This is a genomic window from Tardiphaga sp. GW821-FHT12E02 (assembly GCF_058807155.1).
Genome location: NZ_JBXAQK010000001.1, coordinates 5375005 through 5395705, shown reverse-complemented (window position 1 = coordinate 5395705; position 20701 = coordinate 5375005). Strand labels below are relative to the sequence as shown.

Annotated in this window: 18 protein-coding genes; 13 read left to right on the top strand and 5 right to left on the bottom strand. The window is 62.5% G+C overall.

What is annotated here, in order from left to right; genetic code table 11:
* Positions 1 to 4 precede the first annotated feature (4 nt).
* Positions 5 to 934: a 4-(cytidine 5'-diphospho)-2-C-methyl-D-erythritol kinase gene (locus tag AC1RQ5_RS25355; RefSeq protein ID WP_493202656.1), complete on the top strand. Its 930-nt coding sequence runs from the start codon at positions 5 to 7 to the stop codon at positions 932 to 934.
* 88 nt (positions 935 to 1022) lie between these two features.
* Here the strand turns inward: AC1RQ5_RS25355 and AC1RQ5_RS25350 are convergent, their stop codons facing one another.
* A complete protein-coding gene (locus tag AC1RQ5_RS25350; RefSeq protein WP_493202654.1) occupies positions 1023 to 1796 on the bottom strand; it encodes an SDR family oxidoreductase in 774 nt (257 codons plus the stop codon).
* A gap of 137 nt (positions 1797 to 1933) precedes the next feature.
* On the opposite strand from AC1RQ5_RS25350, the gene AC1RQ5_RS25345 reads away from it, so the two are divergent.
* A complete protein-coding gene (locus AC1RQ5_RS25345) occupies positions 1934 to 3004 on the top strand; it encodes a tartrate dehydrogenase (RefSeq protein ID WP_493202652.1) in 1071 nt (356 codons plus the stop codon).
* Positions 3005 to 3135: 131 nt separating this feature from the next.
* Here the strand turns inward: AC1RQ5_RS25345 and AC1RQ5_RS25340 are convergent, their stop codons facing one another.
* The 3 genes from AC1RQ5_RS25340 to AC1RQ5_RS25330 are packed head-to-tail and all read right to left on the bottom strand — an operon-like array spanning position 3136 to position 6299.
* Positions 3136 to 4044 carry an NAD(P)-dependent oxidoreductase gene (locus tag AC1RQ5_RS25340; RefSeq protein WP_493202651.1) on the bottom strand — a complete coding sequence of 303 codons (909 nt, stop codon included), beginning with the start codon at positions 4042 to 4044 and terminating at the stop codon, positions 3136 to 3138.
* A gap of 16 nt (positions 4045 to 4060) precedes the next feature.
* A complete protein-coding gene (locus tag AC1RQ5_RS25335) occupies positions 4061 to 5308 on the bottom strand; it encodes a Zn-dependent hydrolase (protein ID WP_493202649.1) in 1248 nt (415 codons plus the stop codon).
* 43 nt (positions 5309 to 5351) lie between these two features.
* Positions 5352 to 6299, bottom strand: coding sequence for a LysR family transcriptional regulator (locus AC1RQ5_RS25330; RefSeq protein WP_493202647.1), 948 nt, complete (start codon positions 6297 to 6299; stop codon positions 5352 to 5354).
* A gap of 135 nt (positions 6300 to 6434) precedes the next feature.
* On the opposite strand from AC1RQ5_RS25330, the gene AC1RQ5_RS25325 reads away from it, so the two are divergent.
* The 6 genes from AC1RQ5_RS25325 to AC1RQ5_RS25300 all read left to right on the top strand — a co-directional run bounded on the left by AC1RQ5_RS25325 (position 6435) and on the right by AC1RQ5_RS25300 (position 12001).
* On the top strand, positions 6435 to 7253 hold the full coding sequence (locus AC1RQ5_RS25325) for a putative hydro-lyase (RefSeq protein WP_493203566.1): 819 nt from the start codon (positions 6435 to 6437) through the stop codon (positions 7251 to 7253).
* Positions 7254 to 7335: 82 nt separating this feature from the next.
* A complete protein-coding gene (locus AC1RQ5_RS25320; protein WP_493202645.1) occupies positions 7336 to 8586 on the top strand; it encodes an ABC transporter substrate-binding protein in 1251 nt (416 codons plus the stop codon).
* Between the two features lie 179 nt (positions 8587 to 8765).
* Positions 8766 to 9599, top strand: coding sequence for a branched-chain amino acid ABC transporter permease (locus tag AC1RQ5_RS25315; RefSeq protein WP_493203564.1), 834 nt, complete (start codon positions 8766 to 8768; stop codon positions 9597 to 9599).
* Positions 9599 to 10582, top strand: a complete 984-nt coding sequence (locus AC1RQ5_RS25310; RefSeq protein ID WP_398479806.1) for a branched-chain amino acid ABC transporter permease — start codon at positions 9599 to 9601, stop codon at positions 10580 to 10582. The genes AC1RQ5_RS25315 and AC1RQ5_RS25310 overlap by 1 nt, the downstream gene beginning before the upstream one ends.
* Positions 10579 to 11313 (top strand): ABC transporter ATP-binding protein, encoded by a 735-nt coding sequence (locus tag AC1RQ5_RS25305; protein ID WP_398479808.1) that lies wholly within the window; start codon positions 10579 to 10581, stop codon positions 11311 to 11313. Before AC1RQ5_RS25310 ends, AC1RQ5_RS25305 begins: the two co-directional genes overlap by 4 nt.
* Positions 11297 to 12001: an ABC transporter ATP-binding protein gene (locus AC1RQ5_RS25300; protein WP_398479885.1), complete on the top strand. Its 705-nt coding sequence runs from the start codon at positions 11297 to 11299 to the stop codon at positions 11999 to 12001. The genes AC1RQ5_RS25305 and AC1RQ5_RS25300 overlap by 17 nt, the downstream gene beginning before the upstream one ends.
* A gap of 43 nt (positions 12002 to 12044) precedes the next feature.
* Here the strand turns inward: AC1RQ5_RS25300 and otnC are convergent, their stop codons facing one another.
* Entirely contained in the window at positions 12045 to 12707 is a 663-nt protein-coding gene (otnC, locus tag AC1RQ5_RS25295; RefSeq protein WP_398479812.1) for a 3-oxo-tetronate 4-phosphate decarboxylase, read from the bottom strand.
* A gap of 124 nt (positions 12708 to 12831) precedes the next feature.
* Between otnC and ltnD the strand changes: the two genes are divergently transcribed.
* The 5 genes from ltnD to AC1RQ5_RS25270 all read left to right on the top strand — a co-directional run bounded on the left by ltnD (position 12832) and on the right by AC1RQ5_RS25270 (position 20526).
* Entirely contained in the window at positions 12832 to 13749 is a 918-nt protein-coding gene (gene ltnD / locus AC1RQ5_RS25290; RefSeq protein WP_493202642.1) for an L-threonate dehydrogenase, read from the top strand.
* Between the two features lie 14 nt (positions 13750 to 13763).
* Positions 13764 to 14546, top strand: coding sequence for a 2-oxo-tetronate isomerase (gene otnI, locus AC1RQ5_RS25285; protein ID WP_493202640.1), 783 nt, complete (start codon positions 13764 to 13766; stop codon positions 14544 to 14546).
* Positions 14543 to 15820 carry a 3-oxo-tetronate kinase gene (gene otnK / locus AC1RQ5_RS25280; RefSeq protein ID WP_493202639.1) on the top strand — a complete coding sequence of 426 codons (1278 nt, stop codon included), beginning with the start codon at positions 14543 to 14545 and terminating at the stop codon, positions 15818 to 15820. Before otnI ends, otnK begins: the two co-directional genes overlap by 4 nt.
* Positions 15821 to 16136: 316 nt before the next feature.
* Entirely contained in the window at positions 16137 to 19334 is a 3198-nt protein-coding gene (locus AC1RQ5_RS25275; RefSeq protein ID WP_493202637.1) for an efflux RND transporter permease subunit, read from the top strand.
* Complete coding sequence (locus AC1RQ5_RS25270) at positions 19324 to 20526, top strand: efflux RND transporter periplasmic adaptor subunit (RefSeq protein WP_493202635.1); 1203 nt, start codon at positions 19324 to 19326, stop codon at positions 20524 to 20526. Before AC1RQ5_RS25275 ends, AC1RQ5_RS25270 begins: the two co-directional genes overlap by 11 nt.
* The last annotated feature ends 175 nt before the right edge of the window (positions 20527 to 20701 follow it).

Sequence of the window (20701 nt, the reverse complement as noted above, 5' to 3'; positions counted from 1 at the left end):
GCTTATGACGGGGGCATCGGCGGGCATTGGGCAGCCTGCTCGGGAAGACGGGTCTTCTCTGAAAGAAAGCGCGCGTGCGAAGGTCAATCTGACCCTCCGCGTCATCGGGCGGCGGGCCGACGGCTATCACGATCTTGAAAGCGTGGTCGTGTTCGCTGATTGCGCTGACCTGCTGACGCTGTCGCCGGGCGGCGATCTCGCGCTCACAGCGACCGGGCCACGGGCTGCGGAGTGCGGTGACAACAACGACAATCTGGTGATCAAGGCGGCGCGCTTGCTCGGTGAGCAAGTCGACGGCCTGACCTTCGGTACCTTCGCGCTCGACAAGCATTTGCCAGTGGCTGCCGGCATCGGTGGCGGTTCAGCGGATGCCGCGGCGGCGCTGCGGCTTCTGGTGCGTTCCAACAATCTCGAACTCGACGATCCCCGCGTGATGGATGTCGCGCGCCTCACCGGTGCCGATGTGCCGGTCTGCGTGCAGTCGCATGCCTGCGTGATGACAGGCGTCGGAGAAAACCTGCTGCAGCTCAGCCTGCCGCGTTTGCCTTGCGTGATGGTCAATCCGCGCGTGCCGGTGGCGACCAAGGATGTGTTTCAGGAGCTTGGGCTGAAGAACGGCCAGCTACGCGTCGGCCCGGCCGATGTGCTGAAGGCCCGCTCATGGCCGGCGGAAGGCGCATCGGTGGATGACTGGATCGCTGCCGTCAGTGCCGGCACCAATGATCTCGAAGCGCCGGCCCTGAAGGTCGAGCCGATTATCGGCGATGTGCTGGCCGCGCTGGGCGCCACCGAAGGCGTTCGCCTGGCCCGCATGTCGGGCTCGGGCGCGACATGTTTTGCGTTGTTCGACAATGACACCGATGCGCAGCGTGCCGCGCATGCGATCCAGCTCGCGCATCCGCTGTGGTGGGTCCATGCGGGCGCACTGAGCTAACGCCTCAGTCATTGCGAGCGGAGCGAAGCCATCCGGAAAGCCAGGAACTTGATTGCTTCGTCGCTGCGCTCCTCGCAATGACGGCTGGCTACCAGCCGGCGCTATAGCCGCCATCCACCGTGTAGATCACGCCGGACGTGTAGCCGGCGCGGTCCGAGGCGAGGAACGCCATCAGGTCGGCGATCTCGCGCGGCTTGGCGGGGCGGCCGAGCGGAAAACCCTGCTGCAACTCGCGAAACCGGCTCTCGTCGCCGAACTGCGTTTTGGCACGGGTCTTCATCAGGGTCTCGTGACGGTCGGTCCCGACCGGGCCGGGATTGATGCCGACCACGCGGATATTGTCCTTCAGGCTCTTGCCACCGAGCGCCCGCGTAAAGGCCATCAGCGCGGCATTGCCGGCGCTGCCGCAGATGTAATTGGCATCGAATTTCTCGCCGGCCGCGCCGATATCGTTGATGATGACGCCGCCACCGCGCGCCTTCATCTGCGCATAGACCTGCCGTGTCAGGTTGATGAAGCCGAACACTTTCAGCTCCCAGGCATGGCGCCAGGCGGCCTCGTCGATCATGTCGATGGCACCGCCGGGAATGTCGCCGGCATTGTTCACCAGAATGTCGATATCGCCGGCCGCGGCGGCGAGGGTTGCAAGGTCCTCGGCATTGCGCAGATCGGTCCCGTGAATGGCGACGTCGATCTGGTGACGCGCGCGCAGGCTGTCGGCCAGCGCCTCCATCTTTTCGACATTGCGGGCAGCGAGGCGGAGGTTCGCGCCTTCCTCGGCAAAGGCTTCCGCGGCAGCCGCGCCGATCCCTTTGGAGGCGCCGGTGATGAGGACGCGTTTGCCGCGCAGATGAAGATCCATGGAATGCCTCCGGTTCGCATTGACGTCCGAGTTAGGCTGCTGCGGCAAAAGCGGTCAACATTGCACTGCAGCGTTGATCGCGCGCCGGCTTTGGTCCAAACCTGCCGACAATCCAAACTGGCGAAGGAAACCTCACGGTGAGCAAAGAATATCGGATTGCAGTCATCCCCGGCGACGGCATCGGCAAGGAAGTGATGCCGGAAGGCCTGCGCGTGCTCGAGGCGGTGGCCAAGAAGCACCGCGTGAAGGTGAAATTCGATCATTACGACTTCTCGTCCTACGACTATTACGAGAAGCACGGCCAGATGATGCCCGACGACTGGAAGGCCCAGATCGGCCAGCATGACGCCATCTATTTCGGCGCCGTCGGCCTGCCGGCCAAGATTCCGGATCACATTTCGCTGTGGGGCTCGCTGATCAAGTTCCGCCGCGAATTCGATCAATATGTGAACCTGCGCCCGGTGCGCTTGATGCCCGGCGTGCCGTGCCCGCTGGTCGGTCGGAAGCCTGGCGATATCGATTTCTGGGTCGTCCGTGAAAACACCGAGGGCGAATATTCGGCGGTCGGCGGCCGCAGCTTCCCGGATACGGATCGCGAATTCGTCACCCAGCAGACGGTGATGACCCGCACCGGCGTCGACCGTATTCTCAAGTTCGCTTTCGATCTCGCCCAGTCGCGGCCGAAGAAGCACCTGACCTCGGCGACCAAGTCGAACGGCATTGCGATCACCATGCCGTATTGGGACGAGCGCGTGAACGCGATGGGCGAGAACTATCCCGACGTGAGGTGGGACCAGTATCACATCGACATTCTCACCGCGCATTTTGTCATGAACCCCGACCGCTTCGACGTCGTGGTGGCGTCCAACCTGTTCGGTGACATTCTGTCGGATCTCGGTCCGGCCTGCACCGGCACCATCGGCATCGCGCCGTCGGGCAACATCAACCCGGCCGGTGATTTCCCGTCGGTGTTCGAGCCCGTGCATGGTTCGGCGCCGGATATCGCGGGGCAGGGGATTGCCAATCCGATCGGCATGATCTGGTCGGGCGCCATGATGCTCGAGCATCTCGGCGAGAAGGAAGCGGCGGATTCGATCGTGAAGGCGATCGAGCGCACGCTGGCGGAGCGCACGCTGCGCACGCGGGATCTCGGCGGTCAGGCGGATACGACGGCGTGTGGCAAGGCTGTTGCGGAGATGATTGAGTAAGTAACACGCTCCGTAAAGCCCTCATGGTGAGGAGGCGCTCTTGCGCCGTCTCGAACCATGGGGGCGCGCGGCCATCCTTCGAGACGCCGCGCAAGAGCGCGGCTCCTCAGGATGAGGGCTGAGATTGCGGTTTAACCCGCAATCCTTCGGCAGTGCTTCCACGCCGCATCGATCAGATTGATGCTCGCCTCCGGCGTCCGGAATGCCGAATGCGATGACAGCGTCACGTTCGGGATCGTCGTCAGCACATGGCCGGCCGGCAGCGGCTCGATCTCGAACACGTCGAGGCCGGCATGGCGCAGATGGCCGGAGCGCAGCGCCTCGATCATCGCGGCCTGATCCACAATCGCGCCGCGGGCGGTGTTGATCAGGATCGCCCCCTTCTTCATCTGGCCGATACGCTCGCGCGTGATCATGCCGCGCGTCTCGTCGTTCAGCAGCAGATGGAGAGAGACCACGTCGCTCTGCGACAGCACCGTTTCCATGTCGGTGAATTCGACGCCAGGATAACTCTTCGGCGAGCGATTCCAGGCCAGCACCTTCATGCCTGTACCCAGCGTGATGCGCGCGACTTCCGCGGCGATGCCGCCAAAACCGATCAGGCCGATGGTCTTGCCGGTCAGCTCCATACCTTCATCGCGCAGCCAGTTGCCGGCGCGCATTTCGCGGTCCTGCTCGGCAATACCGCGCGCAGCCGCCCACATATGTGCGATGGCCATTTCGGCAACCGCGGTGTCGCCATAGCCGCGGATCAGATGTACCGCGATGCCGAGCGCTTCCAGCTCGTCGACATTCATGTAGCTGCGCGCGCCGGTGCCGAGAAACACGATGTGCTTGAGCCCGGTGCACTGTTTCGCGATATCGGTGGGCACATAAGTGTGGTCGACGATGGCGATTTCGGCGCCATCCAGCACTGTGGGCAGGTCGGCCGAGGTGATGTCCTCGTTGCGGTTGATCCTGACCGTGATGTCGCCCGGCTGCGTGAGCCGCTCCATGATGAGTGCCAGCTCTTCGCTGGCATCGACGAATACGCCGCGCATTGATTGTGCCCCTTACTTACTTCGATGACACGCCGGCGAGCGCCAGCACCGTATGCATCAAGACATTCGCGCCAGCGGCGCAATCGTCCTGGGTGGAGGATTCCAGCTCGTTATGGCTGATGCCGTCCTTGCTTGGGATGAACACCATCGCGGTCGGCATGATGTTGTTGAGATTGCAGGCATCGTGGCCGGCGCCTGAAGTGATGCGGCGATGCGAGTAGCCCAGCTCTTCGGCCGCGCTCTCGACGGCGTTGACAAAGTCCTTGTTGAAGTGCGTCGGCGGCTTGTGCCAGACCTTGTCGAAGGCGACCTCGACCTTGCGCTTCGCGGCAATTGCCGTGATCGCTTCGCGCACGCCCTTTTCGATTGCGTCCAGCTTGCCAGCATCGGCGCTGCGCAGATCCATGGTGAAGGCGATCTCGCCGGGGATCACGTTACGTGACGGATTGGCGATCACAGCCTCACCGATGGTGCCGAGCGCACCGATCTCGGTAACCACGCGCTCAGTCGCCAGCACGATCTCCGACAGCGTACCAAGCGCATCCTTGCGCAGCGGCATCGGTGTCGAGCCGGCATGGCTTTCAAAACCGGTGATCTTGCCGTCGAACCACAGCACGCCCTGGCCGGAATCGACCACGCCGATGGTCTTGCCTTCGGCCTCAAGGATCGGGCCCTGTTCGATATGCAGTTCGACGAAGCCGGAGAATTTCTGCGTGCCGACCGCGACATCGCCGCGATAGCCGATGGAGTCGAGGGCTTCGCCGACGGTCACGCCGGCGATATCCTTACGCGACAGAATATCGTCGGTGGTGAAGTCGCCGACATAGGCGGCCGAGGCCATCATGGCGGGTGCGAAGCGCGAACCCTCTTCATTGGTCCAGTTGGCGATGCAGATCGGCGCATCGGTCTCGATGCCGGCGTCGTTTAGCGTGCGTACGACTTCGAGCGCGCCGAGCACGCCCAGAATGCCGTCGAACTTGCCTCCGGTCGGCTGGGTGTCGAGATGCGAGCCGATGCCGATCGGCGCCTTGGACATGTCGCGGCCCTTGCGCAGCGCGAACATCGAGCCGAGCGCATCGACCTTCACCTCAAGACCGGCCGCTTCGCATGCCTTGCGAAACCAGTCGCGCACCTGCTTGTCCTCGGGCCCGAGCGTCAGGCGACGCACGCCGCCTTTCGGTGTGCCGCCGAATTTCGCCGTCTCATTGATCGCGCCCCACAGACGTTCAGAGTTGATCTTCAGATTGTCGCCGAGCTTGGTCATGCCGTTCGTCCTGGGAGTTTCGCTTGGTGGAATGTGGTGTATTTCAATGACCCGCCGTCGCCAGCACGTCAACCAAAGGGCTGCTATGCGGTGCGATGCTTGATGCCGCACTTTCTTGCGCAAGCTGCGCGGCAAGGCCGGCGACGAGCTCGATGGCAACGGTGTCGGGCGACGACAGCCAGCTTGCCGCAAAAGTCAGTGGTTGGATCGGCACATTGGTATTGAGCAGCTGCAGCCGGCCATCGGCGAGTTCGCTCTGCACGATGGCGGTGGGGATGACCGCGATGCCGAGGCCCTCGATCGCCATATGGATCACGGTGGCGAGCGATGCGCTGGCATGCAGCCGGATCGGGGGCAGCGATGGTCGGTTGAAGATCGAGCGCACGATCTCATAAGGCCGCGTCTTGCGCGGGAAGGTGATGATCGGATGCTTGGCCAGATCTTCCACCGACAGCATCTCACGACCCAGTCCGAGCGACGGGCTGGCGAGGAAGCCGATCTGATAGTCGCACAGCACCTTGTTCTGCACGTCGGATGCAGCGAGCGGCCCCACGACGAATGCGAGTTCGATTTCCTGTGCCAGCAAACGTGCGCGCAGGTTCGGTGTGATATCGACCTCGATTTCGAGAGACAGATTGGGATAGGCCTCGTTCACCTGCTTGATCAGCTTCGACAGCCAGGTGTGCACGATCGTCTCTGCCACGCCGAGCCTGAGCACGCCGCGCATTGCGGAGCGATCGCCGACCGCCGCCATCATCTCGGAGCGCAGCCCGATCAGCTTTTCGGCATAGACCAGCATCTCCCGGCCGGCGGGGGTGGGGGAGGCGATGCGCCGGTCACGCTGCAACAGTCGGACGCCGACCTCATGTTCGAGCTGTGCAATGCGCTGGGAGATGGCGGGCTGGGTCGTATTCAGCTTCTGGGCGGCGCCACGGAAGCTTCCGAGATTGACCACCCACAGGAAGGTCTCCAGCGCCTTGAAGTCCGCCATGGGGTAGGATCTTCTCTTTAGATAAGTTTGGCTTATCGGATGCGATCAAAAAACACGATTAGACATTATGTTATCCCTATGCCCCATTAAGTCGAGGCCAAAACGCAGGCAGGGCGATAATTGAGGCAGGTGGCTATGGGCACTCTGGCGAAGCGTGATCGTGACGAAGCCGACAGCGGTGACCTGCCCAGTGCAGTCGCCCGCCGCGAATATCGCGCCGGCAAATATGCCAGCACCGCCGGGGTCGCGCCCGGTTACGTCCAGGGCAATCTCGTCATCCTGCCGGAAGCCCAGGCCTCCGCCTTCCATCGCTTCTGCCAGCTCAATCCGAAGCCGTGTCCGATCATCGGCATGTCCGATCCCGGCGATCCCCGCATTCCCGCGCTGGGTCTCGATCTCGATATCCGAACTGACATTCCGCAATATGTGGTCTGGAAGGACGGCGAGGCGATCGACCGCCCTTATGAGGTGAACAAATACTGGCTTGATGATCTCGTGTCTTTTGTCATCGGTTGCTCCTATTCGTTCGAAGAGCCGATGATGGCGGAAGATCTTCCGATCCGTCACATCGAGCAAGATACCTTGGTGCCAATGTATCGCACCAACATCGCCTGCAAATCTGCCGGCCCCTTCGCCGGTCCGATGGTTGTCTCGATGCGGCCGCTGAAGCCGGCCGACGCGATCCGCGCCGTACAGATCACTTCACGATTTCCTTCCGTACATGGTGCGCCCGTGCATCTTGGGCTGCCGCAGTCGATCGGCATCGCGGATATCAACAAGCCCGATTACGGTGATGCAGTGCACATCAATGATGACGAGATCCCGGTATTCTGGGCGTGCGGAGTGACACCGCAAGCCGTCATCGCAGCTGCGAAAGTGCCATTCGCGATCACGCATGCGCCGGGTGTGATGCTCATCACCGACCTCAAGAATAAGCAACTTGCTGTTTTATAAGAAGCAGCTTGCCGATCTTTCGAGCTTTACCGTAACCTCGATTAGTTCCTATCGATAGCTGCCGATCACAAAGGACACCCAGATGACGATCTCTCGCCGTGATGTTCTGCTTGGAGGCGCTGCCTCCGCCGCGCTGCTCCCGCTTGCGACGCCGGTTCGCGCACAAGCCAAGGAAGTGGTGATCGGCGTGATTTATCCGCTGTCCGGCGCCAGCGCGCAGATCGGCGTCGATGCACAGAAGGCGTTCGAGACCGCTGCTGACATCATCAACAAGAACTACGATTTCGATCTGCCGATGGCGCGCGGCGAGGGTTTCTCGGGGCTCGGTGGCGCCAAGGTGCGCCTCGTTTTTGCAGACCATCAGGCCGATCCGCAAAAGGGGCGCGCCGAAGCCGAACGCCTGATTACCCAGGAAAAGGTGTCTGCCATCGTCGGCACCTATCAGAGCGCCGTGGCCGTCACCGTCAGCCAGATCTGCGAACGCTACCAGATCCCGTTCCTGTCGGCCGACAACTCGTCGCCCAGCCTGCATCGCCGCGGCCTGAAATATTACTTCCGCGCAGCACCGCATGACGAAATGTTCTCCACCGCGATGTTCGACTTCTTCGATGCCTTGAAGAAGAAGGGCCAGAAGATCGAGACGCTGGCGCTGTTCCACGAAGACACGATCTTCGGCACCGACTCGGCGAATGCCCAACTCAAGCTGGCCGCCGATCGCGGTTACAAGATCGTCGCCGACATCAAATATCGCGCCAATTCGCCGTCGCTCACCGCCGAAGTGCAGCAGCTCAAGGCAGCGAATGCCGACGTGCTGATGCCGTCGAGCTACACCACCGACGGCATCCTGCTCATCAAGACGATGGGCGAGCTCGGCTACAAGGCCAAGAACATCGTGGCCCAGGACGCCGGATTCTCCGAAAAGGCGCTGTATGACGCCGTCGGCGACAAGATCCCGGGCGTGATCTCGCGCGGTTCGTTCTCCATCGATCTCGCGGCCAAGCGTCCGATGGTCGGCAAGATCAATGACATGTTCAAGGAGAAGTCCGGCAAGGACTTCAACGACTACTCGTCGCGCCAGTTCATGGGCCTGATCGTGATGGCCGATGCGATCAACCGCGCCAAATCCACCGATGGCGACAAGATCCGCGAAGCGCTGGTCGCCACCGACATGCCGGGCGAGAGCACGATCATGCCGTGGGCCAGGGTCAAGTTCGACGAGATGGGGCAGAACAACAACGCCGATCCGGTGCTGCTGCAATATAACGGCGGCAAGTTCGTCACCATCTTCCCGCCGCAGGCTGCGGTGGCCGAGGCCGTCTGGCCGATGCCGTAAGGGCGGCGCGCCGTCCTCTCAGCCGTCATTGCGAGCGAAGCGAAGCAATCCAGAAAGCCAAAAGCTGGATTGCTTCGTCGCTACGCTCCTCGCAATGACGGCTACTATCATCGCGTTTTTAGGGAGCATCGCCTTTGACCGCCGCGACCATCATCCAGAGCCTTGCCAGCGGATTGCTGATGGGGCTGCTTTACGGCTTGCTCGCCGTCGGCCTCGCGCTGATCTTCGGCCTGATGGACGTCACCAACTTCGCCCATGGCGAATTCCTGATGTTGGCGATGTACCTTACTTTCTTCCTCTTCATGTTCTGGGCGGTCGATCCCTTGCTGTCGATTCCCATCGTCGCGGCCGGCATGTTCGTGTTCGGCGCGGTGATCTATCTGATCATCATCCGCTTCGCCATGCGCGCCAAAGCCAATATCGGCATGGTGCAGATCTTTGCGACCTTCGGCCTCGCCATCCTGATGCGCGGCCTCGCCCAGTATTTCTTCACACCGGACTATCGCAGCATTCCGGCCTCTATGTTGGGCGGCAAGACCGTCTCGTTCTTCGGCGTCTTCCTGCCGGTGCCGCAGCTGGTCGGCGCGCTGATCTCGATCGCCGCCTTCGGCGCGCTCTACTTCTTCATGAAGAAGACCGATTTCGGCCGTGCACTGGAAGCGACGCGCGAGGATGCAGGTGCGGTCGCGTTGGTCGGCATCGACAAGAACAAAGTCTTTGCGCTCGGCTGGGGTCTCGGCTCGGCGCTGATCGGCCTTGCCGGCGGCGTGATGGCGATCTTCTTCTACATCTATCCCGATGTCGGCGCGTCCTTCGCGCTGATCGCTTACGTCACTGTGGCACTCGGCGGCTTTGGCAGCGTGTTCGGCGCCTTTGCCGGCGGCATCATCGTCGGCTTGGTCGAGGCGACCACGGCAATGATCCTGCCGCCGTCGCTGAAATCGGTCGGCATCTATGCCGTCTATCTCCTCGTCGTCTTCATCCGCCCGCGCGGCCTGTTCGGATCGATCTGATGGACAGCTTCACCCAACGCCGCCGCCGCGACCTCATCCTTGCCGCCGTGCTCGCGGCGATCGCCGCCTGCGTGCCGTTCTTCGTCAAGGATGTCTATGTGCAAAACATCATGGTGCTCACCTTGATGTATGCGGCGCTGTCGCAGGCCTGGAATATCCTTGGCGGCTATTGCGGCCAGATCTCCCTCGGCCATGCACTGTATTTCGGCCTCGGCGCCTATACGACGGCATTGCTGTTCACCAAATTCGGTGTGCTGCCCTGGTTCGGCATGCTGGCGGGCGGGGCCATCTCCTCGGTGATCGCATTGGCGCTCGGCTATCCCACCTTCCGCCTGCGCGGCCACTATTTCGTCATCGCCACCATCGTCATCGCCGAAATCGGCTTCCTGTTGTTCCACAATTGGGACTACGCAGGTGCTGCACTCGGCATCGACATCCCCGTGCGCGGCGACAGCTGGGCCAAATTCCAGTTCACCCGCAGCAAGCTGCCGTTCTATTACTTCGCACTCGTGTTCTGCTGCGTCGCCTGGTTCATCACCTGGTGGCTTGAAGATTCCAAGTGGGGCTATTGGTGGCGCGCGGTGAAGGACAATCCCGACGCGGCCGAGAGCCTCGGCGTGGTCGTGTTCAATTCCAAGATGGGCGCGGCCGCCGTCTCTGCGTTTCTCACCGCCATTGGTGGCGCGTTCTATGCGCAGTTCGTGTCCTATATCGATCCTGAAAGCGTCATGACCTTCCAGTTCTCGCTACTGATGGCGCTGCCGGCGGTGCTTGGCGGCATCGGCACGCTGTGGGGGCCAGTGCTCGGCGCCGTCATCCTGATCCCGATGACCGAACTGACCCGGTCCTTCATCGGCGGCTCCGGCCGCGGCGTCGATCTCATTCTCTATGGCGCTGTCATCGTGCTGATCTCGCTGGCACGGCCGGATGGCCTGATCGGTCTGTTCTCGCGCCGTCCGGCCTCGAAAGGAGTGCCGCAATGAGCGCGCCTCTGTTGGAAACCCGTGGCGTCTGGCAACGTTTCGGCGGCCTGATCGCCAATAGCGATGTCTCGATCTCGGTCGGCAGGGGCGAGATCGTCGGCTTGATCGGCCCCAATGGCGCCGGCAAGTCGACGCTGTTCAATCTCATCGCCGGCGTGCTGCCGCCCACTCAAGGCTCGATCTGGTTCGACGGCAAGGATGTCACCCACATGCCCGCCGCCGAGCGCTGTGCGCTCGGCATCGCGCGCACTTTCCAGGTCGTGAAGAGCTTCGAGACGATGACCGTTATCGACAATGTCATTGTCGGTGCGCTGATCCGCAACGACAAGATGAAGGACGCGCGCCGCAAGGCCCATGACGTCCTCGAATTCTGCGGCCTCGCTCCGCGTGCCGATAAGCTGGCGCGCGAACTCATCCCGTCCGAGAAGCGCCGCCTCGAAGTGGCCCGCGCGCTTGCCACCGAGCCGAAGCTGTTGATGCTCGATGAATGTCTCACAGGCCTTACGCCGCTCGAAGCGCAGTCCGGCGTCGCACTTGTGCGCAAGGTGCGCGACACCGGCGTCACCGTGTTGATGGTCGAACATGTCATGGAAATCGTGATGCCGCTGGTCGATCGCGCCATCGTGCTCAATCTCGGCAAGAAGCTCGTCGAGGGCAAACCCGCGGATGTCGTCCGGCATCCAGAAGTCATCAGTGCATATCTCGGGGATCGCCATGCTGTCGGTGCGTGACGTCACCACCGCCTATCAGGGGCTGGTCGCGATTTCGGACGTGACGATCGATGTCGCCAAGGGCGAGGTCGTCGCCGTCTGCGGCGCCAATGGCGCGGGGAAATCGACGCTGATAAAATCCATCGCCGGCGCCGAGCGCCCGCGTTCGGGCACGGTGACTTTCGACGGCCAGCAGATCAACGGCATGGCGCAGCATCTCATCACCGCGCGCGGTATCGCCTATGTGCCGGAGAACCGCCGCCTGTTCCCGCGGCTGTCGGTCGAGGACAATCTCAAGCTCGGCAGCTACATGTATCGCAGCCAGGCCGACCGCGAGAAGCCGCTGGAATTTGTGTTCGAACTGTTCCCGCGGCTGTCCGAACGGCTGGAGCAGCGCGCCGAGACATTATCCGGCGGCGAGCAGCAGATGTTGGCCATCGGCCGCGCGTTGATGACGCGTCCACGGTTATTGATGCTGGATGAGCCTTCTCAGGGCATCATGCCAAAACTGGTGGACGAGATCTTCCAGGCGGTGAAGAAAATCCGCGATACCGGCATGACCGTGCTGATCGTTGAGCAACGCATGGCCGAAGTGCTGGAGATCGCCGATCGCGCCTACATTCTGCAGACCGGCCGCGTGCTGATGCAGGGCAAGGCCTCGGAGATCGCGAGCAATCCGGATGTGCGAAAGGCGTATCTGGGGCTGTGAATCGCAGCCGTCATTGTCGCTTCGCTCCTCGCAATGACGGCTGCTAGTGGTCGTGCCCATGCTCCGGCACTGTCAGCCCAAACACGTCAACCAGATCGCTCACCTGCTCCGGCGACAGATGCCGCGGGTTCAGCCCGCGCAGCAGCAGATAAAGCTTCGCCGTCTCCTCCAGTTCCTCCATCGCATAGACCGCGGCCTCCAGGCTGTCGCCCGCCACCACCGGGCCGTGATTGGCAAGCAGCACTGACGAATACTTCCCAGCCAGTCCCTTGATGGCATCCGCCACCGCGGGGTCGCCCGGCCGATAATAGGGCACCAGCGCCGTCGCGCCGCATTTCATCATGTAATAGGGCGTCATCGGCGGCAGTACCGCGCGCGGATTGACCTCGGGCAGCATCGAGACCGCGACCGAATGGGTCGAATGCAGATGGACGATGGCCTGCGCCGTGCCGCGTGTCTCATACAGCGCCGTATGCAGCGGCACTTCCTTCGTCGGCTTGTCGCCGGAGATCAGGCGCCCCTGCGCATCCAGCCGCGACAGCTTTGCCGGATCGAGCCAGCCGAGCGAAGCATTGGTCGGCGTCACCAGCCAGCCGCCATCGTCGCAGCGCACGCTGATATTGCCCGAAGAGCCCGGCGTCAGGCCGCGCTCGAACAGCGAGCGGCCGAGCCGGCAGATATCGTCACGCAACCGTGTGTCAGTCACTGGCTATCCCTGCCATTTCCTCGCCGCCGCGTTGTCCCATGCTTTGGCAGCAAGGCCAAGCCGTGTTACCGAGAGGACAAGGCCCGATCAGAGCGGCCAGCTGGAACGTCCGAGGAACTGCCCGATGTCATCTGCACCCGACAAACCCGATATTGCTGTCATCGGTCTGGGCTCCATGGGCTATGGAATGGCCCTGTCGCTCCAGCGATCAGGCTTTACCGTCACTGGATGCGACGTCAGCGCCGAGGCCGTGAAACGCTTTGTCGGCGAAGGCGGAAAGGGCGCCGCGACCCCGGCTGAAGCCGCCAAGTCCGCCGATATCGTCGTCAGCGTGGTGGTCAATGCGGCGCAGACCGAGGCGATCCTGTTCGGGAAGGATGGCGTTGCCGGGACGCTTGCAAAAGGCGCGGTGTTCATCTCCTCCGCCACCATGGATCCCGATGTGGCGCGCCGCCTCTCTGGCGAGCTCGAAGCCACCGGCCGCCATTATCTCGATGCACCCATCTCCGGCGGCGCGCAGCGCGCGGCCCAGGGCGAGCTCACCATTCTCGCCTCGGGCAGCGATGCGGCCTTCGCCAAGGCTCGTCCCGCACTCGATGCCATGGCCGCAAAGCTTTATGAACTCGGCGATGCCGCCGGGCAGGGCGCGGCGTTCAAGATGATCAACCAGCTCCTCGCCGGCGTGCATATCGCCGCGGCCTCCGAAGCCATCGCATTCGCTGCGAAGCAGGGGCTCGATATCCGCAAGGTCTATGAGGTGATCACCGCCTCCGCGGGCAATTCGTGGATGTTCGAGAACCGCATGCCGCATGTGCTCGATGGCGATTACACGCCACGCAGCGCGGTGGATATTTTCGTCAAGGATCTCGGCATCATCCAGGACATGGCGCGTACGGCGAAATTCCCGGTGCCGGTCTCGGCGGCGGCGTTGCAGATGTTCCTGATGACATCTGCTGCAGGCATGGGCCGCGACGACGACGCATCGGTGGCGCGCATGTATGCGCAAGTGACCGGGACGACGCTCCCGGGCGACAAGAAGTAAGCCGGAGACCATCAATGCCCCGTTTCGCCGCCAATCTCAGCATGATGTTCAACGAACACCCGTTCCTCGATCGATTCGATGCCGCTGCCAAGGCCGGCTTCACGGCCGTCGAATTCCTCTTCCCCTACGAACACGCCCCGGAAGAGATCGCCACTCGTCTCCAGCGCAACGGTCTGAAGCAAGTGCTGTTCAATCTCCCGCCCGGCGATTGGAATGCGGGCGAAAAGGGCTTTGCTGCGCGCCCCGAAAAGTTCGACGATCTGCGCCAGAGCCTGCACACGGCGCTGCCTTATGCCGAAGCCACTGGCGTGCGGCGCCTGCATATGATGGCCGGCCTTGCCGATCGCCATGATCCCAAGGCTGTCGATGCATTCAGGAAGTCGGTGGAATGGGCCGCGGATTTCCTTGGCGATCACGGCATCGATGTGGTGATCGAGCCGATCAATGGCCGCGACGTGCCCGGTTACTTCCTCAACGATTTCATGTTCGCCCGCGACATCATCGTCGATCTCGGCATTCCCAATGTCGGGCTGCAATTCGACATCTATCACTGCCAGATCCTGCATGGCGACGTCACCATGCGCCTGCGCGAAATGCTGCCGCATATCGGTCACATCCAGATCGCCAGCGTGCCGTCGCGTAACGAGCCGGCGGGCGAGGAGCTGAACTACCCGTTCCTGTTCGCCGAACTCGATCGCCTCGGCTACGACAATTACGTCGGCTGCGAGTATCGTCCCGCCGGTGACACGGTAGCGGGCCTCGACTGGTTCAAGCCCTATGCGGGAGTGAAGGTATGACGCTCGCACTGGGCTGCATCGCCGACGACTATACCGGCGCGTCCGATCTCGCCAACACGCTGACGCGCAACGGGCTGCGCACCGTGCAGACCATCGGCATTCCCGCCGATGATCTGAAACTGCCCGATGTCGATGCTGTCGTGGTATCGCTGAAGAGCCGCTCCATTGAGGCGAGCGTCGCCGTCGAGAAATCGCGCGCCGCCGACAGGTGGCTGCGTAGCCGCGGCGCATCGCATGTGCTGTTCAAGATTTGTTCGACCTTCGACTCCACCGACAAAGGCAATATTGGCCCGGTGATGGACGCGCTGCGCGAGGATGCCGGTGACAATATCGTGCTGGTCACGCCGGCTTTCCCGGAGACCGGGCGCACAGTCTATCAGGGCAATCTGTTCGTCGGCACCGTGCCGCTCAATGAAAGTCCCCTGAAAGATCATCCACTCAATCCGATGCATGATTCCAGTCTGGTGCGCGTGCTGGCACGGCAGAGCGAGACCAATATCGGCCTTGTCGATCTCGGCATCGTTGCAAGCGGCGCGGATGTGGTGCGTTCGCATCTCGATGGATTGTCGGAGAACGGCTTTGGCGCCGCCATCATCGATGCCGTGTTCGCAAAGGATCTTGAAACCATCGGTATTGTCGCGCTCGATCATCGCGTCTCCGTCGGCGCCTCCGGTCTCGGTCTTGGCCTCGCGCGCGGGCTCATTGCATCGGGACGTGTGAAGACGGCAGTTGCGACATCATTGGCCGAAAAGCCTGTCGGCGGCTTAGCTGCATGTCTTGCCGGCAGTTGCTCGCAGGCAACCTTGCAGCAGATCGCAAAGGCGGGGCAGGCGATGCCTGTGCTGCATCTTGATTCCGATAAAGTGGTCGCCGGCAAGGATGAGGTCCAGCGTGCCATCGCCTGGGCCAAGGAGTATCTCGTCAAGGGCCCGATCCTGATTGCGAGCAGCTCATCGCCTGACCAAGTTGCGCAGCTTCAGAAGCGCCATGGCCGCGAGGCGGCCGGTCACGCCATCGAACAGGCCATGGCCGACCTCGCCGAAGCACTGGTCGGCGCCGGCGTCCGGCGGCTGGTGGTCGCCGGCGGCGAGACGGCGGGCGCAGTGGTCGATCGGCTGGGCATTCCCGGCTTTCTGGTGGGCGCGGAGATCGCGGCGGGTGTCCCCGTGCTGCGCGCCGTCGGCGCAAGGGATGGCGAGATGCTTCTCGCGCTGAAGTCCGGCAATTTCGGCGGCCCGGATTTCTTCGCGGATGCCTTGAAGCTGATGCCTTAGCTGCTCGCGGCTCCGGCTTATGTAACGGGCGGAAGGCTGCCTGAATGAGCAGGCATTTGCCGTTGCATTATGCATTACAAATCGTTCATCTTGCCGCCGTCATGACGGCGCAGTGACGATTGCAGAAACCTCGTCTTTTTAAGCATAAAACTGTTGTCGCGGCGCCACGGCGAGCTACTAAACGATTAACAATAGCGACGAAGTGAAGGCCCATGAGCCTTCGTTCCATAGCTAAACCCTTGAAGTTGAGCTACATCATCGCGCGCCTCTATTTACGCTGCATCGCAGCAGCGGTTGGCCCGGAGACCGTCGTTACATGATCTCGTTGGTGCGTATTGCTCTGACCAGGCCCTACACCTTCGTCGTGTTGGCCTTGCTGCTTCTGATCGTCGGACCGCTCGCCGCACTGCGCACGCCTACGGATATCTTCCCGGAAATCCGCATCCCCGTCATCGGCGTGGTGTGGAGCTATACCGGCCTGCCGCCGGACCAGATGGCCGGCCGTATCACCACCCCGTTCCAGCGCTCGCTGACGACGACGGTGAACGACATCGAGCACATCGTCGCCAATTCCTATAACGGCTTCGGCATCGTCAAGATCTTCTTCCAGCCCAATGTCGATATCCGCACCGCCAATGCGCAGGTCACGGCGATCTCGCAGACCCTGCTGCGGCAGCTGCCGCCGGGGGCAACGCCGCCGCTGATCATGAACTACTCGGCCTCCACGGTGCCGATCATCAACGTCGCTCTGTCAGGTGACGGCCTCAACGAACAGCAGCTGCAGGATATCGGCTTCAACCAGCTGCGCACCTCGCTGGTGACGGTGCCCGGCGCGGCAATTCCGTTCCCGTTCGGCGGCAAGCAGCGTCAGGTGACAATCGATCTCAACCCCGGCGCCCTGCAGGCGCGCGGGCTGTCGGGGCAGGATGTCGCCAATGCATTGGCCGCACAGAACCTGATCACGCCGGTCGGCTCGCAGAAGATCGGCCAGTTCGAATACACGATCAATCTCAACAACTCGCCGCTGAAGATCGAGGAGCTCGCCAATCTGCCGATCCGGCTGGTCAATGGCGCCATGGTCTATGTCGGCGACGTCGCCACGGTGCGCGACGGCAACTCGCCGCAAACCAATATCGTGCATGTGGACGGCAATCGCTCGGTGCTGATGCAGGTGCTGAAGGCGGGCTCGGTCTCCACACTCGACATCATTGCCGGGCTGAAGAAGAAGGTGGAAGAGGTGCGCCCCGCGCTGCCGGATGCGCTTCGGATCGCCTATATCGGCGACCAGTCCATGTTCGTCGCCGGCGCGATCTCCGGCGTGGCGCACGAAGGCGTCATCGCGGCGGCGCTGACCTCGATCATGATCCTGCTGTTCCTCGGCAGCTGGCGCTCCACGGTGATCATCGCGGTCTCGATTCCGCTCGCTGTGTTAGGTGCCATCATCATGCTGTCGATGTTCGGCGAGACGCTGAACATCATGACGCTGGGCGGCCTCGCACTCGCCGTCGGCATCCTCGTCGATGACGCGACAGTGACCATCGAGAACATCAATTACCATCTCGAACAGGGCAAGGATGTCGAGACATCCATCATGGACGGCGCGGCGCAGATCGTGACGCCGGCTTTCGTGTCGCTGCTGTGTATCTGCATCGTCTTCGTGCCGATGTTCTTCCTCAACGGCATCGCAAAGTTCCTGTTCGTGCCGATGGCCATGTCGGTGATGTTCGCCATGATCTGGTCGTTCATCCTGTCGCGCACGCTGGTGCCGACCATGGCGAAATATCTGCTCAAGCCGCATGTGCATCACGACGGCGAAAAGCCGCCGACGCGCAATCCGCTGGTCAAGTTCCAGCGCGGCTTCGAAAACCGGTTCGAGAAATTCCGTGCCGTCTATTACAGCCTGCTCGATCTGGCGCTGACGCGCCGGCCCATCTTCGTGATCGGCTTCCTGCTGTTCGTCGGTGCATCCTTCGCGCTGGTGCCGTTCCTTGGTCGCAACTTCTTCCCGCAGGTCGATGCCGGCAGCATCCTGATGCACGTCCGCGTGCAGGTCGGCACCCGCGTCGAGGAAACCGCCAATCAGCTCGCCGACATCCAGAAGTCGATCCGCAACATCATCCCGGCCGCTGAGATCGAGACCATGACCGACAATATCGGTCTGCCTGTCTCGGGCATCAATCTCACCTATAACAACACCGGCGTGCTCGGCAGCGCCGATGGCGACATCCAGATCAAGCTGCGTGACGGCCACAAGCCGACCGAAGACTATGTGAAGCAGTTGCGTGAAAAACTGCCGCGCGAATTCCCCGGCACCAGCTTCGCCTTCCTGCCGGCCGATATCGTCAGCCAGATCCTGAATTTCGGTGCGCCGGCGCCGATCGATCTGCAGATCCGCGGTAATCGCACGGCCGAGAACTTTGCCTATGCCAACAAGCTACTCGCCAAAGTGAAGCAGATCCCCGGCATTGCGGACGCGCGCATCCAGCAGTCGCCCAACAATCCGGGCTTCAATATCGATGTCGATCGAACCCGCGCGCAATTCGTCGGCCTCACCGAGCGCGACGTCACCAACAGCCTCGTGGTCAATCTCGCCGGCTCCTCGCAGGTGGCGCCGACCTATTATCTCAATCCGGACAACGGCATCTCCTATTCCATCGTGATGCAGACGCCGCAATACAAGATGGACTCGCTGAACGCGCTGCAGACGCTGCCGATCACCTCGGCCAGCGCGCAGGGCTCGCCGATTCTCGGCGGCATCGCCAATATCAAGCGCACCGCTACCAATGCCGTGGTGTCGCAATACGACATCCAGACCATGGTGCAGATCTACGCCACCACCCAGGGCCGCGATCTCGGCTCGGTCTCGAACGACATCTACAAGGCCATCGCGGACACCAAGGCCGAATTGCCGCGCGGTTCCACGGTGGCGCTGCTCGGCCAGGTCGAGACCATGAACTCGTCCTTTGCCGGCCTGCTGTTCGGCCTGCTCGGTGCCGTGGTGCTGATCTATCTTCTGATCGTGGTGAACTTCCAGTCGTGGTCGGATCCGTTCGTGATCATCACGGCGCTGCCGGCGGCGCTTGCCGGCATTGTCTGGATGCTGTTCACCACCCAGACCACGCTGTCGGTTCCAGCCCTGACGGGCGCCATCATGTGCATGGGCGTTGCCACGGCGAATTCCGTGCTGGTGATTTCATTCGCCCGCGAGCGCTATGCGGTGCATGGTGATCCCATCAAGGCGGCGCTGGAAGCCGGCTTCACCCGGTTCCGCCCGGTCCTGATGACGGCGCTGGCCATGATCATCGGCATGGCGCCCATGGCCTTCGGCCTCGGCGAGGGCGGCGAGCAGAATGCGCCGCTTGGTCGCGCGGTCATTGGCGGCTTGATTTTTGCTACCATCGCCACATTGATGTTCGTGCCGGTCGTGTTCAGCCTCGTGCACAAGAAACAGCAGTCCGATCACTCGCCTATGCCGGCCCATCCGGCCGCTTCGGAGCCTTCACATGCCCACTGAGCAGACATCCCAGGTCTCCCGCCGCAAACTCGGCGTAGCCGGTGTGGTCGGCCTCGTCGTCGCCGGCAGCGTTGTCGTCACCGGCATCATGGCCCGCGCCAAGACTGAAACGGAACTCAAGAGCTGGACGGCCGAACAGGCGGTGCCTTCCGTCGCTGTGGCCTTGCCCGGCAGCCGGCCTTTGAAGCCCACGCTGGACCTTCCTGGCCGCCTGGAGGCCTATGCGCGCGCGCCGATCTTCGGCCGCGTCTCCGGCTATCTGAAGAGCTGGGACGCCGATATGGGCGCCCAGGTCAAAGCCGGGCAGGTCATCGCGGAAATCGATGCGCCGGATCTCGACCAGCAGCTGTTGCAGGCCCGCGCCGATCTGGTCAGCCAGCAGTCCAGCGCAAAACTCTCGGAAGCGACGCTGAACCGCCGCAAGACCCTGGTGGCGTCGAATTTCGTCTCCGCCCAGGAAATCGACGAGCGCACCGCCGACCTCAACAACAAGCGTGCCGCGGTGAAATCCGGCGAGGCCAATGTGCAACGCCTCGAGGCGCTGGCCGACTACAAGAAGATCACCGTGCCGTTCGACGGCATCGTCACCCAGCGCAACACCGATGTCGGCGCGCTGATTTCGGGCGGCACCGGCACGGGTGCCGCGATGTTCGTGATCTCGGACATCAAGAAGCTGCGCGTCTATGTGGAAGTCCCGCAGAATTTCGCGCCCTCGGTGCAGATCGGCAACAAGGCGACCATCACGGTGCCGGATCATCCCAACGAGGTGTTCCAGGCCACGGTGGAAGCCTCCTCGAAGTCGGTGGATGTCGGCTCCGGCACCACGCGCATGCAGCTCGGCCTCGACAATTCCGACGGCAAGCTGATGCCGGGCGGTTTTGCCAATGTGAAACTGGCACTGACGGGCAATGCGGCACCGCTGCATGTTCCGGCCAGCGCGCTGATCTTTGGCGAGAAGGGGCTGCGGGTCGCAACGGTGACGCCGGATGACAAGATCGCATTCAAGACGGTGACCATCGCGCGCGATCTCGGCCGCGAGATCGAGATCGGCAGTGGCATCACCGCCGATGATCGCATCGTCACGGCGCCGCCGGATGGCCTGAACGACGGCGACAAGGTGCGCGTGAGCGGCCCGGCAGCGAAGAGCGGCAAGCCGACGGCGGAGACGGAGAAGAAGGAAGTGAAGGGGTAGCGTCGCTGCACTCGTTTGAGTGTGTGGCGGGCCCCCACCCCGGCCCTCCCCCGCAAGCGGGAGAGGGGGCGCTAGAACCGTGAGCGCGATGATGACGGATCGTTGCGACTAACGAACAGCGACGCTCCTCTTCTCCCTCTCCCGCTTGCGGGGGAGGGCCGGGGTGGGGGAAGCC